Here is a 15,611-nt window from a genome sequence, read left to right on the forward strand (position 1 = left end):
GCGTCAGCGTCGGCGCCAGCAGCCGGTGAGGTGGTCGTCGACGACTCCGGCCGACTGCATCAGCGCGTACGCGGTGGTCGGTCCGACGAAGCGGAGCCCAGCGGCCTTCAGCGCTCGCGCGAGCGCCGTCGACCCGGGCGTCGTCGCAGGGACGTCGGCGGCTCGGACCACCCGGTCCTCGACGTCCGGATCGTGGAAGGACCACACGAGCTCGTCGAGCGCGCCCTCGCCTCTCTGCTCCAGGAGCGCGAGCACGGCCCGGGCGTTGTCCCGGGTGGCGATGATCTTCGCGCGGTTCCGGATGATGCCGCTGTCCTCCATCAGCCGCTCGACATCGGTGTCGTCGTACCGGGCGACGCGGGCCGGATCGAAGCCGTCGAAGGCCTCGCGGAACCTCGGCCGCTTGCGGAGGATCGTGATCCAGGAGAGGCCGGACTGGAACGCCTCGAGGGAGATCTTCTCGAACAGCGGGCGATCTCCGTGCAGCGGGGTGCCCCATTCCTCGTCGTGGTAGCGGCGGTACTCCGGATCCGCGCCGCTCCAGGCGCAGCGGACCAGGCCGTCCTCTCCCTCGACGAGTCCGTCGGCCGTGCTCATCGGTGGGGGATCCCCTCGTGATCGAGAAGCCAGGCTTTCGTGGCGACGCCCTCGCCCGCGCTGAAGCCGGTGATCCGTCCGTCGCTCGCGAGGACGCGGTGGCAGCCCACGATGATCGGCACCGGGTTCGCACCTACCGCTCCGCCGATCGGCCGGCCCGCCCGGGGGCGACCGGCGGCCGTGCCCAGTGCGCCGTAGGAGGTGATCTCCCCGAAGCCCAGAGCCTGGAGCCGCTGCCAGATCTCGAGCTGGAAGGGCGTGCCGCGCAGAGCGACCGGCAGATCGAAAGAGCGGCGGGTCCCGTCGAAGTACTCGTCCAGCTGCTCGACGGCCCGCAGGAGCACCGGGAGGTCCGACTCCGGGAGGTGCTCGTGCGGGAGCAGACCGGCCTGCTCGATGGCGAGCGAGACGATCGCATCGCCGTCGCTGCCCACTTCGATGCGGCCGAGGGGGCTCGTCGTCCGTCGGACGTGAAGGGGAGTCGTTCTCATGCGTCGAGAGTATCCGCGGGACTCCCCACCGACCGGCGGGAATCGGACACCGGTGCAGAACTCGGCCGATCGGTCCCTGTGGAGGGATTCCTGGGGGCCGGAGGGCGCCATCCGTGCGCCGGCGATTCGGTGTCGATGGGACCTCTCCCTCCACAGGCGGCGATCTCGAGATCCTTCCGATGATCCCGAGGGCCGTCGCTCCCGGCGGGTGCGAGGGTCGGCAGGATCGCAGCATGACCTCCTCAGCGATCTTCCTCCACCCCGCTCCCGCTTCGCGTGTCCCGGCCTCACCCGACGACGCCGCCCTGTTCCACGCCGCTCACGGGTCCCGGCGGGGTGCGGCCGAGGCGAGCCTCGTGCTCGTCCCGTTCCGGGCCGGCGCGCCGAGCGGCTCGCTCCGCTTCGAGCTGTCGGGGGCGGATCCGTCCCTGATCGCGCGGGCCAGCCTCGGTGCGCTCGGCCGGTTCGGGCGGGTGCAGCGAGCACTCGCGCTGGTGCATCCCGGCGAGGCGGGTCCGGAGTCGTGCGAGGGACTCGTCGCCGCCCTCGAGGAGCGTGCGCGCCGGCTCCCCGGCCTCGCCCTCCGCGTCGCCGTGCTCCCGTCGTCCGGCCGCGACGACGGGCTCGAGGCCGGCGACCGGGACGACCCGCGAGCGGTGGCCGCCGCGGTCGACCGTCTCCTCGACCGCCACCCGCGGGCCGAACTGCCCGACGTGCTGTTGCACGGCGTCGACGACCTCGTCCGGCGAGCTCTCACCGGTCCCGATCCCGAGGTCCGGCCTGCGGGCCTGGCTGCGCTCATCGTGGCCGTGCAGCGCAGCCGCGGTGCGGACCGCGTGCTGCGGTCGGCGCGGAGCGGTGACCCCTGCGCGGCGGGAGCGCTCGCCCCGCTGCTCCGCCGTGCCGCCGTCGTCGCACCCGCGAGCGAGCGAGCCGGAGTGCTCGTCCTCCTCGCGCGGATCCTGGCCGGTGAGGGCCGTGCCGACGAGGCCGGACGGCTCGCCGACGAGGCCGTCGCTCTCGATCCGCACCACGCAGGTGCGCGCCGGGTCGCGGCCGCACTCGCCGCCGATCGGCGGGAGCGCGCCGCGTGAGGTCGCTAGAGCCGCGACCAGGCCTCGGTGAGAACGCTCCGGAGGATCTGCTCGATCTCGTCGAACTCGCGCGGGCCGATGGTGAGCGGCGGTGCGAGCTGCACGACGGGATCGCCTCGGTCGTCCGCCCGGCAGTACAGCCCCGCGTCGAAGAGCCCCTTCGAGAGGAATCCGCGCAGCAGCCGCTCCGACTCGTCCTCGTCGAACGTCTCCTTCGTCGCCTTGTCCTTCACCAGCTCGATGCCGAAGAAGTAGCCGTCGCCCCGGACGTCGCCGACGATCGGCAGGTCGAGCAGCTTCTCGAGCGTGGACCGGAAGACGGGCGAGTTCTCTCGCACGCGCTCGTTCAGGCCCTCCTCCTCGAAGATGTCGAGGTTCTCGAGCGCGACCGCGGCCGAGACGGGGTGGCCGCCGAAGGTGTAGCCGTGCGGGAAGACGACCTGACCGTGGCGGAAGGGCTCGTAGATCCGATCGCTGACGATCGTCGCGCCGATGGGGGAGTAGCCGCTGGTCATCCCCTTCGCGCAGGTGATCATGTCCGGCACGTAGCCGTACTCGTCGCAGGCGAACATGTGCCCGATACGGCCGAACGCGCAGATCACCTCATCGGACACCAGCAGCACGTCGTGCTTGTCGCAGATCTCGCGGACCCTCTGGAAGTACCCGGGAGGGGGCGGGAAGCAGCCGCCCGAGTTCTGCACGGGTTCCAGGAACACGGCGGCCACCGTGTCCGGCCCCTCGAACTCGATCATCTCCTCGATGCGGTTCGCCGCCCACAGGCCGAACGCCTCGAGGTCGTCGCCGTGCTCGGGAGCCCGGTAGAAGTTGGTGTTGGGGACACGGAAGCCGCCCGGCACCAGCGGTTCGAACATCGACTTCATCCCGGGGATGCCCGTGATCGCGAGCGCTCCCTGGGGAGTGCCGTGATACGCGACCGAGCGCGAGACGACCTTGTGCTTGCCCGGCTTGCCCTGCAGCTTCCAGTAGTGCTTGGCGAGCTTGAACGCCGTCTCCACCGCCTCGCCGCCGCCGGTCGAGAAGAAGACCCGGTTCAGGTCGCCCGGCGCGTGGTCGGCGAGCCGGTCGGCCAGCTCGATCGCCGAGGGGGTCGCGTAGGACCAGAGCGGGAAGAAGGAGAGCTCGGACGCCTGCTTCGCCGCGGCCTCCGCCAGTCGGCGCCGCCCGTGTCCCGCATTGACGACGAAGAGGCCGGACAGGCCGTCGAAGTACTTGCGCCCGGTGCTGTCCCAGATGTGGTGTCCCTCGCCGCGCGTGATGATCGGCACGCCCGCGCCGGAGTCCATCGTCGACTGACGGGTGAAGTGCATCCAGAGGTGGTCCTTCGCCTTCTTCTGCAGGGAGGCGTCGTCGATCCCCCCAGGCGCGTCGGTCCCGCGGACGGGATCGCCCGACTCGAGGCCGGAGGTCGAGAAGGCTGTCTCGGTGGTCATCTTTTACCGCGTTCCCCAGTTGTAGAACTGCTTGTGGAGCTTCAGATAGACGAAGGTCTCGGTCGAGAGCACGCCGGGAAGCGACCGGATCTCCTGGTTGAGCAGGGCGATCAGATCGTCGTCGTTCTCGCACACGACCTCGGCGAGGATGTCGAAGGAGCCGGCCGTCAGCACGACGTAGTCGACGGCGGGGATGGAGGCGAGCCGGTCCGCGACGTCGCGGGTGTCGCCGGTGACGCGCACACCGATCATCGCCTGGCGGTAGAAGCCGAGCTGCATCGGATCCGTCACCGCGACGATCTGCATGACGCCCGACTCGGTGAGCTTCTGCACCCGCTGCCGGACGGCCGCCTCGCTCAGGCCCACGGCCTTGCCGATCTCGGCGTACGAGCGCCGACCGTCGGCCTGCAGCTGCTCGATGATCGCCTTCGACACCTCGTCGAGCTGGACAGGACGCTGAGAGGGCGGGCGAGACGGGGCCATGCGGCGATTCTGGCAGTCCTCGAGTGCCCGGGCAAGTGGATCCGCACGTCGGAGCTCGCTCCGGCATCGGATCCGGTGGTCTGAGCGTGGTCCCGTCTGCGCGACGGACATCGGGCGACAGCGATGGCGGCCGGCTCGGCGGAGGGCCGTCAGCGACTACCATCGGGAGGCGGCCGGGCACCCCTGGAGCCGGCGGTCACGGGCCGTCGGACCGGACGGCTGCGGGCCACGGGGATGCGAGGAGCAGCGATGACGCAGATCGGCCGCAGCCGCGCGTCCGTCACCGTCCCCGTCTCCGCCTGGAGCTCCGACGCACCCTCGGCCGAAGTCACCCTCGGCTGGGCCGCGCGCACCGAGACCGGCCACGTGCGCAGCGCGAACGAGGACAGCTACCTCGCCAAGAGCCCGCTCTTCGCTGTCGCCGACGGGATGGGCGGGCACGCGGCAGGAGAGGTCGCCAGCGACGCGGTCGTGTCGCGCCTGTCCACCGCGGCGCTCGGCGCGACCGTCGGAGCGGAGGAGATCGACCGGGCGCTTCGGGAGGCGGTCGGGGACATCGCCCGGCAGTCGCACACGGCCGACGTCGGCACCGGGACCACGGTCACCGGGATCGCGCTCACGGTGGTCGGGGGAGAGCCCTACTGGTCCGTCTTCAACATCGGCGACTCGCGCGTGTACCTGAGCGTCGCCGGGACCCTCGTGCAGCTCACCGTGGACCACTCCATCGTCCAGGAGCTGGTCGACGCGGGCCTGATCTCCCGCGACGAGGCCGACGTGCATCCGCACAGCAACGTGATCACCCGCGCGGTCGGCTTCCACGAGGCGCCCGTCCCCGACTACCGGCTCGTGCCCGTCCTCGCCGGATCGCGTCTGCTGATCTGCTCGGACGGACTCACGAAGGAGCTGACCGATGCCGGCGTCGGCCACCTGCTCACCGGCACCGGCTCCGCTCAGGAGGCGGCCGACGCCCTGGTCGACGCCGCGCTGGACAACGGCGGGCGCGACAACGTCACCGTGATCGTCGTCGACGTCCTCGCGGTCACCGGCGACGAGGAGGCCGGCGCACCGGTCTGACGAGCAGCGCTCCGGCACGGGACGGCCGCGGCGGCGGTGCCGCCGGACCGCCCGCACGTGCCGAACGGCCGTACGACGGTCCTGCGCCTGCCGGTTCGCGTCGGGTTCGGCCGGCTCGAGGCTCCCCGCGCCGGCGCTGGGTACGATGGTGAGCGGAAGGGCGTTCTCGGTGATCTGCAGCACGTGTGGCTCCAACCTCGCTCCCGGGGCGATCCTCTGCGGCGAGTGCGGTTCGTCGGTGGCGGCGCATGCCACGACGGGTGCGTCCCGCCCCTCGTCCTCCGGCGACACGACGGTCCTCGACCCGTCCCGCCGTGCCTGGCTGCCGGGCCTGGCCCCCGGCCGGCACCGGCGTCCCGCCCCCGGCGCACCGATGGCGCCGCCCTCGCAGGGGCTCGTGCGCCTCAGCTTCGCGACCGGGCAGCACGCGATCGTGACCGGCAACGGCCTGATCGGACGCCAGCCGCTCCCGGACCCCAACGAGACGTTCCGGCACATCCTCGCGATCCCGGATCCGTCGCGATCCCTCTCCAAGACCCACCTCGAGTTCGGCTTCGACGAGGGCGGGCTCTGGGTCAGGGACCGCTGGTCGGCCAACGGGTCCGTGCTGGTCGCGCCGACCCAGGCGCCGCTCCCGCTCGAGGCCGGCCGCCGCTACCGCGCGAAGCTCGGCAGCCGGATCCTGCTCTCCTCGGTCGAGATGGCGGTCGAGCGCGTCGACGGGTCCTCCGGCGGCTCGGGACGCCCGCCCCTCACCCGCTGACGGCACGGCCTCCGGGGACCGAATCGGCGGTCGACACGGCCTCCGGGTGCGGAATTCGTGACGATCATGTTTCCGGATGAGCGTTCTCCTCCGTTCGCCGTGACAGGCGGATGAGCGCTGTGCCAGTATTTCCCCACGTTCGGCCCTCGAGGCACGAGCCCCGACGCAGTCAGGAGCCCCCGCCATGACCCGTCCCCTCCCGAGGGATCCCGTCCTCCGCCGGGCCGTCGCCGCGGCACGCTCGCACGAGCGCGAGCGCCGGGCGGTCCTCTCGCGTCGGGCGGTCCTCGGCGGGATCGGCCTCGGAGCGGGTGCCCTCGCCCTGGCCGCCTGCGCCCCGCAGACCCGTGCCGCTCCGACCGCCGCCGCCGACGGATCGGCCGGCGACCCGCGCCTGGTGTGGGACAACTGGCCCGCCTACATGGACGAGGACGACGACGGGAACCACCCCACGCTCCAGGGCTTCGAGGAGCAGACGGGCATCGCGGTGACCTACAACGTCGCCGTCGACGACAACAACTCGTACTACGGCAAGGTGAAGGATCAGCTCGCGCTCGGGCAGTACATCGGCGCCGACACGGTCTGCCTGACGGAGTGGATGGTCTCGCGCCTGGTCCGCCGCGGCTACGTGCAGGAGCTCGACCACGCGAACATCCCGAACATCGCCAACCTCACCCCCTCGCTGGCGAACCCCGACTTCGATCCGGGCCGCCGGCTCTCCCTCCCGTACCAGGCGGGGTTCTCGGGCATCTGCTGGAACAGGGAGAAGCTGCCGAAGGGCCTCTCGAGCATCGAAGATCTGTGGGATCCGTCGCTCCGCGGCCGCGTCGGCGTGCTGAGCGAGATGCGCGACACGATCGGGCTCATCATGCTCGCTCAGGGGACGGACATCGCCGGCTCCTGGGGCGACGACGAGTACATGAACGCGATCGACGTCTTCCGCGAGCAGGTCGACGCCGGACAGATCCGCAACATCAAGGGGAACGCGTACCTCAACGACCTGCAGAACGAGGACACCCTCGCGGCGATCTGCTGGTCCGGCGACATCACCCTGATCAACGCCGAGGCCGGCGACAAGTGGGAGTTCGCCTTCCCCGACTCGGGCGGCGCGCTCTGGAACGACACCTTCGTGGTCCCGATGGGCTCCGAGCGCAAGGCCAACGCCGAGGCCCTGATGAACTACTACTACGAGCCCGAGGTCGCCGCCGAGGTGGCCGCCTGGGTCAACTACATCACCCCCGTGGATGGAGCGAAGGACGTCATGGAGAGCATCGATCCGGAGCTGGCCGAGAACCAGCTGATCTTCCCCGACGAGGACACGCTCGCGCAGGCGCACGTGTTCCGGACCCTGACCGCCGCGGAGGAGAAGGAGTACCAGGCCGAGTTCCAGAAGGTGCTCCTGGGCATCTGATGGCGATCGGGACCTTCGCCGAGAGCGGCGCCGACCTCCAGCTGGTCGGGATCAGCAAGCAGTACCCGGGCTTCACGGCCATCGACTCCCTGGACCTCACCATCCCGGCGGGCTCCTTCTTCGCCCTGCTGGGCCCCTCGGGCTGCGGCAAGACGACGACGCTGCGCCTGGTCGCCGGGCTCGAGGAGCCCTCCGCCGGCCGGATCCTCATCGGCGGGCGGGACGTCACCGAGACGAAGACGTACCAGCGGCCCGTCAACACCGTGTTCCAGTCGTACGCGCTGTTCCCGCACATGTCGATCCTCGAGAACGTCGCCTTCGGCCTGAAGCGGCGGAGGATCGCCGACCCCGTCGGCAAGGCGCACGAGGCGCTCCGTCTGGTCGAGCTCGACCACCTCGCCCAGCGCCGCCCCGCGCAGCTCTCCGGTGGTCAGCAGCAGCGGGTCGCCCTCGCGCGCGCCCTCGTCAACCGGCCCGCCCTGCTCCTGCTCGACGAGCCGCTCGGCGCCCTCGATCTCAAGCTCCGCCGGCAGATGCAGCTGGAGCTCAAGTCCATCCAGGAGGAGGTGGGCCTCACCTTCCTCCACGTCACGCACGACCAGGAGGAGGCCATGACGATGGCCGACACCGTCGCGGTGATGAACAAGGGCAGGATCGAGCAGATGGGCGCGCCGGAGGAGCTCTACGAGCTCCCGCGCACCGCGTTCGTCGCGAACTTCCTCGGCCAGTCCAACCTCTTCACGGGCGAGGTGGTCGGCAGCACCGACCGCGCACTCACCGTCGACGCGGGCGGGCACCGGATCGTCGTGCCCGTCGCCCGCTGCGCCCGCACGAGCGGGGAGATCACCGTCGGCGTCCGCCCCGAGAAGCTCCTGCTGCTGACGCAGGAGCCGCCGCCGGACTCCGGCCGGAACGTGCTCGGGCCCGGCCGCGTGGTCGACGTCTCCTTCAGCGGGGTCAGCACCCAGTACACGATCCGGATGCCGGGCCTGGGCCCGGTGGTCGTCTTCGCGCAGAACATGGTTTTCGGGCCGGTCGTCGGCGAGGGAGCGGAGGTGTGGGTCGGCTTCAGCGCCGAGCACGGCTTCGGACTCGCGGACGAACCGGGCTCGGTCCCGCGCTTCGAGGCGGACGACTCCACCAGCGCCATCGCCGTGCAGCGCCGGGGGCTCCTGGCCGGTCGCAGCGGGGGAGCGTAGGCATGGCCTTCGCCGCCTTCGCCACGGGGCAGGCGGATCCTCAGGACGCTCCGGTCCGCCGGCGGTCGACGATCGCGCTGGTCCTGCTGCTGCCGGGCATCGCCTACATGCTGCTGTTCTTCCTGGCGCCGCTCATCTCGCTCGTGCTCACGTCCTTCCAGGCCGAGGTGCCGGACGGGGACATCGGCGAGTACGCCCCCGGCTTCGCCTGGCAGAACTACCTCGTGGTGATGGGCGACTACTGGCCGCACGTGCTCCGCTCCTTCGGCTACGCGCTGATCGCGACGGTGCTCGCGCTGGTGATCAGCTACCCGCTGGCCTACTTCATCGGAGTGAAGGCGCGGCCCTGGCCGCTGCTGCAGAACCTGCTCCTCACGCTGGTGATCGCGCCCTTCTTCATCAGCTTCCTGCTCCGGACGCTGGCGTGGAAGCAGATCCTCGCGGACGAGAGCCCGCTCGTGCAGGCGCTCAAGGCCGTGGCGGTCCTGCCGAGCGACGGCCACCTCACGGGGACGCCGCTCGCCGTGATCTTCGGCATCACCTACAACTTCATCCCGTTCATGACGCTGCCGCTGTACACGACGCTCGAGCGCCTCGACGTGCGCTTCCTGGAGGCAGGGTCGGATCTCTACGCGCACCCCGCCTCCGTGTTCTGGAGCGTGACCGTCCCCCTGTCGATGCCGGGCATCGTCTCGGGCACGCTGCTGACGTTCATCCCCGCGGCTGGCGACTACATCAACGCGAGCCGGGACTTCCTCGGCTCGTCGCAGACCTCGATGGTGGGCAACGCGATCGAGGCGAACTTCCTCACGCTCGAGAACTACCCGGCGGCCGCCGCGCTCTCGATCGTGCTGATGGCCGTGATCCTGGTCATCGTCGGCTTCTACGTGAAGCGCAGTGGAACGGAGGACCTCCTGTGACCGCGACGGCCGACCGTCCGCTCGCGAGCGCCCAGGAGGCGCTCGGCGCGCCGCCCCCCGCCCCGATCCGGGGCCGCCGCCGCTTCAGGGGCCTCGGGCTCGGCGTCTACACGGCGCTGGCGCTGCTCTTCCTGCTCATCCCGATCGGGTACACCTTCGTCTTCTCCTTCAACGACTCGGGGAAGAGCAACCTCGCCTGGCGCGGGTTCACCCTCGACAAGTGGGTGTCGGCCTGGACCAGTGAAGAGGTGATGACCGCCTTCGGGAACAGCCTGCTGGTCGGTGTGATCGCCACCGTGCTGGCCACTGCGCTCGGCACCATGATCGCCATCGCGCTCGTGCGGTTCCGCTTCCGGTTCCGGTCGGCGATCAGCCTGCTGCTGTTCCTCCCCATGGCGACTCCGGAGGTGGTGCTCGGAGCCGGCCTCGCCGCGCAGTTCCTCAGCGTGGGCGCCGAGAAGGGGCTTGTCACGATCGTGCTGGCGCACACGATGTTCTGCATCAGCTTCGTCGTGGTCACGGTGAAGGCGCGGGTGGCGAGCCTGGACCCGAAGCTGGAGGAGGCGGGACGCGACCTCTACGCGTCGCCGAACCAGGTCTTCTGGCGGATCACCTTCCCGCTGCTGCTGCCCGGCATCCTCGCCGCGGCGCTGCTCTCGTTCGCGCTGAGCTTCGACGACTTCATCATCACGAACTTCAACTCCGGATCGGTCACCACGTTCCCGAAGTACATCTACATCGCGGCGGCGCGCGGCATCCCGGCGGAGGCGAACGTCATCGCGTCGGCGGTGTTCGTCCTGGCGATCCTCGTAGTGGTGATCACGCAGGTCTCCGCGGCGGCCCGGGCGAAGCGCCTCGCGCGCGAGCAGTAGCTCAGGGCGTGCCGGGAGGTGCGGTCAGACGTAGGAGGCACGGATCGCGCCGACCGGGCGCCCGCCGCCCGACACGACCGGGTTCAGCCGCACCAGCACGTCGTTCGCCGCGGTCCGGTCCACCGCGTCCGCCTCGACCAGGAGCTTCAGCGCGACCACTGTCGCGGCGCGCAGGCTCCCGTCGAGGATCTTCAGGGCGACGGTGGTGCCGTCGGGCGAGGCCATCACGAGCACGCCCTCGGCGCCGAGCTTGGCGACCAGGCCCAGGCGCTCGATCACGACGGTGTTGTCCCGGCCCGGGCCGTCGATCGCCCACGCGTTCTCGAGGATCGCGGCCGTGAGGACGCCGGCCTGGCGGTAGAGGCCGAACGGTGAGGCGGGGGAGGAGGACACGATCCGCGAGACGCCCTTCGCCAGCGCGGTCAGAGGAAGGGCGTGCACGGGAGCTCCGCAGCCGTCGATCCCCGAGGCCACGACGCGCTCGCCGGTGAGGCGCTCGATCGTGTCGACGATGTGCTGCTGCAGCGGGTGCGTCCGCTCGAGGTAGTCCTCGGTGCTCCAGCCGTTCTGCACGCAGGCCAGCAGCATCGCCGCGTGCTTGCCCGAGCAGTTCATGTAGAGCGGGTCCGGAGTCGCGCCCGCCCGCAGCAGCTGAGCGCGGGTCCCGGAGTCGCCGGGCCAGTCGGCCGGGCACTGCAGGGCGGTGTGGTCCAGGCCGGCGCGGAAGAGCAGGTTCTGCACCAGCGCCACGTGCTGGGGGATGCCGGCGTGGCTCGCGGTGGCGATGACCGCCTCCGCGCCGTTCAGCTCGACTCCGGCGGTCATCACCGCGAGGGCCTGGAACGGCTTGAGGCAGGAGCGGGGGAAGACGGGAGCCGTCGGGGTGCCGAGGCTGCGGGCGACGCGGCCCTCGGAGTCGAGGAGGACGGCGGAGCCGGCGTGGCGCGACTCGACGAACCCGGATCGCTCGACGACGGCCAGCTCGACGGACTCGGCGACGGTGAAGGTTCCTGCTGGCATCCCCCCATCCTGCCCGATGCGCCGACCGGACCCGCGCTCCCGGAGACGCCGAAGGCCACCGGGGAGCGCCTCGGCGCCTGCGGTGGCCTTCGGAGGATCGCGCTTAGAGGGTGGCGAACGCGTCAGCGATGACCGACACGGCGTCGTCGAGCAGCTCGTCGGTGAGGGCGAGGCTCGGCAGGAAGCGGACCACGTTGCCGTAGGTGCCGGCGCTCAGCACGAGGACCCCGTGCTGGGCGGCGTAGTCGATGATCGCCTGGACCGCGACGGCGTTCGGCTCCTTCGTGGTGCCGGCGGTGCCGGGCTGCACGAGCTCCATCGCCATCATCGCGCCGATGCCGCGGACGTCGCCGATGATGTCGTAGCGCTCCTGCAGGCCTCGCAGCGCCGCGCCCAGGCGTGCGCCGATCCGGTCGGCCTCGGCGAGGAGGCCCTCGCGCTCGATGCGCTCGAAGACCGCGACGGCGGCGGCGGCGGCGACGGGGTTCCCGCCGAAGGTGCCGCCCAGTCCGCCGGCCTGCGCCGAGTCCATGATGTCGGCGCGGCCCGTCACGCCTGCGAGCGGCAGGCCGCCGGCGATGCCCTTGGCCGAGAGGACGAGGTCGGGGACGAGGCCGAGGTGCTCGCTGGCGAACCAGGCGCCGGTGCGGGCCATGCCCGACTGGATCTCGTCGGCGACGAAGACGATGCCGTTGGCCGTGCACCACTCCTGCAGTGCCGGGAGGAAGCCGTCGGCGGGGACCATGAAGCCGCCCTCGCCCTGGATGGGCTCGGCGACGAGGCAGGCCAGGGCGGACGCGCCGACGGTCTTCTCGAGGTACGAGATCGCGCGCCGGGCGGCCTCGGCTCCCGACAGGCCGTCGTGGTACGGGTACGAGCTCGGCGCACGGTGGACGTCGCTGGCGAAGGGTCCGAAGCCCAGGCCGTAGGGCAGCGCCTTGAAGTTCATGGCCATCGTGAGGTTCGTGCGTCCGTGGTACGCGTGGTCGAGCACCGCGACGCCGGGGCGGCCGGTGTGCTTGCGCGCGATCTTGACGGCGTTCTCGACCGCCTCGGCACCGGAGTTGACCAGGACGGTCTTCTTGGCGAAGTCGCCGGGGGTGTGCTGGGCCAGCAGCTCCGCGACGCGGATGTAGGGCTCGTACGGAGTGACGGTGAAGAGGGTGTGCGTGAGGCGCGCGAGCTGCTCCGCGGCGGCCGCGACGACGGAGTCGTCGGTGTGCCCGATCGTCGTGACGCCGATGCCGGCGCCGAGGTCGATGAAGCTGTTGCCGTCGACGTCGACCAGGATCGCGCCGTGCGCGCGGTCGATGTAGACGGGGAGCGCGGTGCCGACGCCGGTGGGCACGACGGCGAGGCGGCGCTCGTGCAGGGCCCGGGATCGCGGCCCGGGGATCTCGGTCGCGACGCGCCGCTCCTGGGGGACTGCGGACGTGGGAACCTGGGGGGCGAGCGTGTCTGTCATGGTCCTCGGAGTCTACCCGCGGGGGTTCCGCGTCCAGAGGTCCAGACCGGCGCGACCGGCCTGATCCACCGCCGTCGAGGAGGAGCCCGATGAAGTCCGAGCACGAGTACGCGGTGTCCGTCGTCTGGGAGGGCGACCGGGGCACCGGCACGAGCGGCTACCGCGAGTACGGGCGCCAGCTGACCGTCACGGCGGAGGGCCCGGCGCCCATCCTCGCCTCGGCCGACACGCCCTTCCGGGGCGACGCCGACCGCTGGAACCCGGAGCAGCTGCTCCTCGCGGCGCTCGCGCAGTGCCACCTCCTCTCCTACCTGCACGTGGCGGTCAAGAACGGAGTCGTCGTCACCGGCTACACGGACGACGCGGTGGGCTCGATGCTGCAGGAGGGGGAGAGCGGCCGCTTCACCTCGGTGACCCTCCGGCCCCGCGTCACTGTCGCCGAGGAGTCGATGGTGGCGATCGCCCAGACGCTGCACGCCGAGGCCTCCCGGCTCTGCTTCATCGCCAACTCGGTGAACTTCCCCGTCGCCCACGAGCCGGAGGCGTCCGCGCGCTGAGGCTCAGCGGCGCTCGTGCGGGAGCGCCCGGCGGATGCGCTCGACCGTGGTCGTCGGCGGCGACTCGTTGTACGCACCGGCGAGCTCCTGCCCGGAGAGCGCGTGGACGGCCGCCATCACCTCGTCGGTGGCGTGGCGTCGGGCGCGGCCGGAGTCGGCGGAGCCGTGCCGCGAGAGGTCCAGCGGAGCCCCGAAGCGGACCGTGATCCGGTGCAGGCGCGGCACCCTCGTGCCCACCGGCTGGAGCTCCTGCGTGCCGATCATGCCGACGGGGACCACCGGCGCGCCCGTGGTGAGGGCGAGCCATGCCACTCCGGTGCGGCCCTTGTAGAGGCGCCCGTCGCGGGAGCGGGTGCCCTCGGGGTAGACGGCGAACGCCTCGTCCCCCTCGAGGATCGCCCGGCCGAGGTCCAGCGCCTCCTGAGCGGCCTGGCCGGCGCCGCGCTCGACCGCGACGGCTCCGACGCTCGTGAAGAACGCGCGCGAGAGGGCGCCCCGCACGCCGGTCCCCGTGAAGTAGTCCGACTTGGCCAGGAACTGCACCGGCCGCGGGGCGAGCAGCGTCAGCACCGGGGAGTCGATGAACGAGAGGTGGTTGGCCGCCAGGATCACGCGTCCCTCGGCCGGGACGTTGTCGCGCCCCTCCACGATCGGCCGGTAGACCAGCCGGCCGACGCCACCGATGGACAGGCGCGCCAGACGCGCGGAGAGGCCGATCCCCGGGGGAGTCGGCCTCTCGTGGTCGTCGTCGATCCGCATTCCGACGAAGCTACCGGGGCGTCCATGCCGCTCCGGTCATGCGGCGGATCAGCCGAACTGGGCGAGCGCCTCCTCGATGACCGTCGCGGCGTCGTCGATGAGCTCCTCGCTGATGACCACGCTCGGCATGATCCGCAGCACGCTGTCCCAGCTGCCCGCGTCGAGGACGATCACGCCGTTCGTGGTGGCGTGCTTCAGGATCGCGGTGAGCGCCTCCGGGTACTGCTTCTTCGTGCCCGGGTGGACGAGCTCGACGCCCCACATCGCGCCCTTGCCGCGGACCTCGCCCACGACCGCGAAGCGCTCGGCCCAGTCGCCGATCCGCGCCTGCAGCAGGCGCTCGACCCGCTGCGCCTCCTCCAGCAGGCCCTCGGACTCGATCGCCTCGAGCGTCGCGAGCGCCGCGGCGGTGGAGACGGGGTTGCCGCCGAACGTGCCGCCGATGCCGCCGGGCTGCACGGCGTCCATGATCTCGGCGCGGCCGGTGACGGCGGCGAGCGGGAAGCCGCCGGCGATGCCCTTGGCCGTCGTGATGAGGTCCGGGACCACGCCGTGGTGCTCGATGGAGTACCAGGTGCCGGTGCGGGCGATGCCGGCCTGGATCTCGTCCGCGACGAAGACGATGCCGTTCTCGGTGCAGAACTCGGACAGGCGGCGGAAGTAGCCCGGCGCCGGGATGATGATGCCGCCGTCGCCCTGGATCGGCTCGACGAAGAGCGCGGCCAGCTCCTGCGCGCCGATGTGGGTGGTGATGTAGTCGATGGTGCGCTCGGCCGCCTCCTCGCCCGTCATGCCCTCGGGGTCGCGGAACGGGTAGCTGATCGGGAGGCTGTAGATCTCTCCCGGGAAGGGGCCCATCCCCGCGCGCTCCGGCCAGGGGCGGTAGGTCATCGCCATCGTGAGGTTGGTGCGGCCGTGGAAGGCGTGGTCGAGCGTCGCGATGGCGCGGCGGCCGGTGAACTTCCGCGCGATCTTGACGGCGTTCTCGACCGCCTCCGCGCCGGAGTTGACCAGGATCGAGTGCTTCTCGAAGTCCCCGGGGGTGATCTCGGCGAGCTTCTCGGCGACCCGGACGTAGTTCTCGTACGGAGTGACGGTGAAGAGGGTGTGCGTCAGCTTCTCGGCCTGCGCGGCGGCCGCCGCGGCGACCGCGGGGTGCGCGTGGCCGATGGTGGTCACTCCGATGCCGCAGCCGAGGTCGATCAGGCGGTTGCCGTCGACGTCGACCAGGACCGCGCCCGACGCGTGGTCCATGTAGATGTTCGCGAGCGTCCCGGCGCCGCGGGAGACGCTGGCGACGCGGCGCTCCTGGAGGGCGACGGAGCGCGGGCCGGGGAGCTCGGTGACGAGCTCTCGGGACTGGGGGACCGAGAATTCACGCATGCCCCGATGGTAGGCCTGGGACCGTTCGAGGACCCGCACCCAGCGCGTTGCGAGGCGCGCCGTGCAGGATGG

At 71.5% G+C, this 15,611-nt stretch carries 16 protein-coding genes; 8 read left to right on the forward strand and 8 right to left on the reverse strand.

Features of this window, described 5'->3' with window-relative positions:
* Positions 1–3: 3 nt before the first annotated feature.
* Entirely contained in the window at positions 4–597 is a 594-nt protein-coding gene (locus tag C5C50_RS01165; protein ID WP_104260210.1) for a DNA-3-methyladenine glycosylase I, read from the reverse strand.
* Positions 594–1,088: a methylated-DNA--[protein]-cysteine S-methyltransferase gene (locus tag C5C50_RS01170; protein ID WP_104223029.1), complete on the reverse strand. Its 495-nt coding sequence runs from the start codon at positions 1,086–1,088 to the stop codon at positions 594–596. Before C5C50_RS01170 ends, C5C50_RS01165 begins: the two co-directional genes overlap by 4 nt.
* Before the next feature lie 233 nt (positions 1,089–1,321).
* On the opposite strand from C5C50_RS01170, the gene C5C50_RS01175 reads away from it, so the two are divergent.
* On the forward strand, positions 1,322–2,182 hold the full coding sequence (locus tag C5C50_RS01175) for a hypothetical protein (RefSeq protein ID WP_104272665.1): 861 nt from the start codon (positions 1,322–1,324) through the stop codon (positions 2,180–2,182).
* 5 nt (positions 2,183–2,187) lie between these two features.
* Here C5C50_RS01175 and C5C50_RS01180 read toward each other — a convergent pair whose 3' ends face one another.
* Positions 2,188–3,633 (reverse strand): aspartate aminotransferase family protein, encoded by a 1,446-nt coding sequence (locus C5C50_RS01180; protein WP_104223031.1) that lies wholly within the window; start codon positions 3,631–3,633, stop codon positions 2,188–2,190.
* 3 nt (positions 3,634–3,636) lie between these two features.
* Entirely contained in the window at positions 3,637–4,116 is a 480-nt protein-coding gene (locus tag C5C50_RS01185) for an Lrp/AsnC family transcriptional regulator (RefSeq protein ID WP_104223032.1), read from the reverse strand.
* A 249-nt stretch (positions 4,117–4,365) separates the two neighbouring features.
* Here C5C50_RS01185 and C5C50_RS01190 point away from each other — a divergent pair, with 249 nt between their 5' ends.
* The 6 genes from C5C50_RS01190 (at position 4,366) to C5C50_RS01215 (ending at position 10,355) form a co-directional block, all read left to right on the forward strand.
* Entirely contained in the window at positions 4,366–5,190 is an 825-nt protein-coding gene (locus C5C50_RS01190) for a PP2C family serine/threonine-protein phosphatase (protein WP_104272666.1), read from the forward strand.
* A gap of 238 nt (positions 5,191–5,428) precedes the next feature.
* Positions 5,429–5,953, forward strand: a complete 525-nt coding sequence (locus tag C5C50_RS01195) for a hypothetical protein (protein ID WP_104272667.1) — start codon at positions 5,429–5,431, stop codon at positions 5,951–5,953.
* A 184-nt stretch (positions 5,954–6,137) separates the two neighbouring features.
* Positions 6,138–7,364: a PotD/PotF family extracellular solute-binding protein gene (locus tag C5C50_RS01200; protein WP_104223035.1), complete on the forward strand. Its 1,227-nt coding sequence runs from the start codon at positions 6,138–6,140 to the stop codon at positions 7,362–7,364.
* A complete protein-coding gene (locus C5C50_RS01205) occupies positions 7,364–8,563 on the forward strand; it encodes an ABC transporter ATP-binding protein (RefSeq protein ID WP_104246579.1) in 1,200 nt (399 codons plus the stop codon). The genes C5C50_RS01200 and C5C50_RS01205 overlap by 1 nt, the downstream gene beginning before the upstream one ends.
* Positions 8,564–8,565: 2 nt before the next feature.
* Positions 8,566–9,483 carry an ABC transporter permease gene (locus C5C50_RS01210; protein WP_104246578.1) on the forward strand — a complete coding sequence of 306 codons (918 nt, stop codon included), beginning with the start codon at positions 8,566–8,568 and terminating at the stop codon, positions 9,481–9,483.
* Positions 9,484–9,548: 65 nt separating this feature from the next.
* On the forward strand, positions 9,549–10,355 hold the full coding sequence (locus C5C50_RS01215; RefSeq protein ID WP_181027101.1) for an ABC transporter permease: 807 nt from the start codon (positions 9,549–9,551) through the stop codon (positions 10,353–10,355).
* A 24-nt stretch (positions 10,356–10,379) separates the two neighbouring features.
* Here C5C50_RS01215 and C5C50_RS01220 read toward each other — a convergent pair whose 3' ends face one another.
* Both C5C50_RS01220 and gabT read right to left on the reverse strand, forming a co-directional pair.
* Positions 10,380–11,375 (reverse strand): asparaginase, encoded by a 996-nt coding sequence (locus C5C50_RS01220; protein ID WP_104223039.1) that lies wholly within the window; start codon positions 11,373–11,375, stop codon positions 10,380–10,382.
* A gap of 103 nt (positions 11,376–11,478) precedes the next feature.
* On the reverse strand, positions 11,479–12,840 hold the full coding sequence (gabT, locus tag C5C50_RS01225) for a 4-aminobutyrate--2-oxoglutarate transaminase (RefSeq protein ID WP_104272668.1): 1,362 nt from the start codon (positions 12,838–12,840) through the stop codon (positions 11,479–11,481).
* Positions 12,841–12,929: 89 nt separating this feature from the next.
* On the opposite strand from gabT, the gene C5C50_RS01230 reads away from it, so the two are divergent.
* Positions 12,930–13,397 carry an OsmC family protein gene (locus C5C50_RS01230; protein WP_104223041.1) on the forward strand — a complete coding sequence of 156 codons (468 nt, stop codon included), beginning with the start codon at positions 12,930–12,932 and terminating at the stop codon, positions 13,395–13,397.
* A gap of 3 nt (positions 13,398–13,400) precedes the next feature.
* On the opposite strand, the gene C5C50_RS01235 is transcribed toward C5C50_RS01230, so the two are convergent.
* Together C5C50_RS01235 and C5C50_RS01240 are read right to left on the reverse strand one after the other, a co-directional pair.
* Positions 13,401–14,156: a 1-acyl-sn-glycerol-3-phosphate acyltransferase gene (locus C5C50_RS01235; RefSeq protein ID WP_104272669.1), complete on the reverse strand. Its 756-nt coding sequence runs from the start codon at positions 14,154–14,156 to the stop codon at positions 13,401–13,403.
* A gap of 48 nt (positions 14,157–14,204) precedes the next feature.
* Positions 14,205–15,539, reverse strand: a complete 1,335-nt coding sequence (locus C5C50_RS01240; RefSeq protein WP_104272670.1) for an aminotransferase class III-fold pyridoxal phosphate-dependent enzyme — start codon at positions 15,537–15,539, stop codon at positions 14,205–14,207.
* Positions 15,540–15,611 lie beyond the last annotated feature (72 nt).

The sequence above is a fragment of the Rathayibacter sp. AY1D9 genome (assembly GCF_002932395.1).
Taxonomy (GTDB): domain Bacteria; phylum Actinomycetota; class Actinomycetes; order Actinomycetales; family Microbacteriaceae; genus Rathayibacter.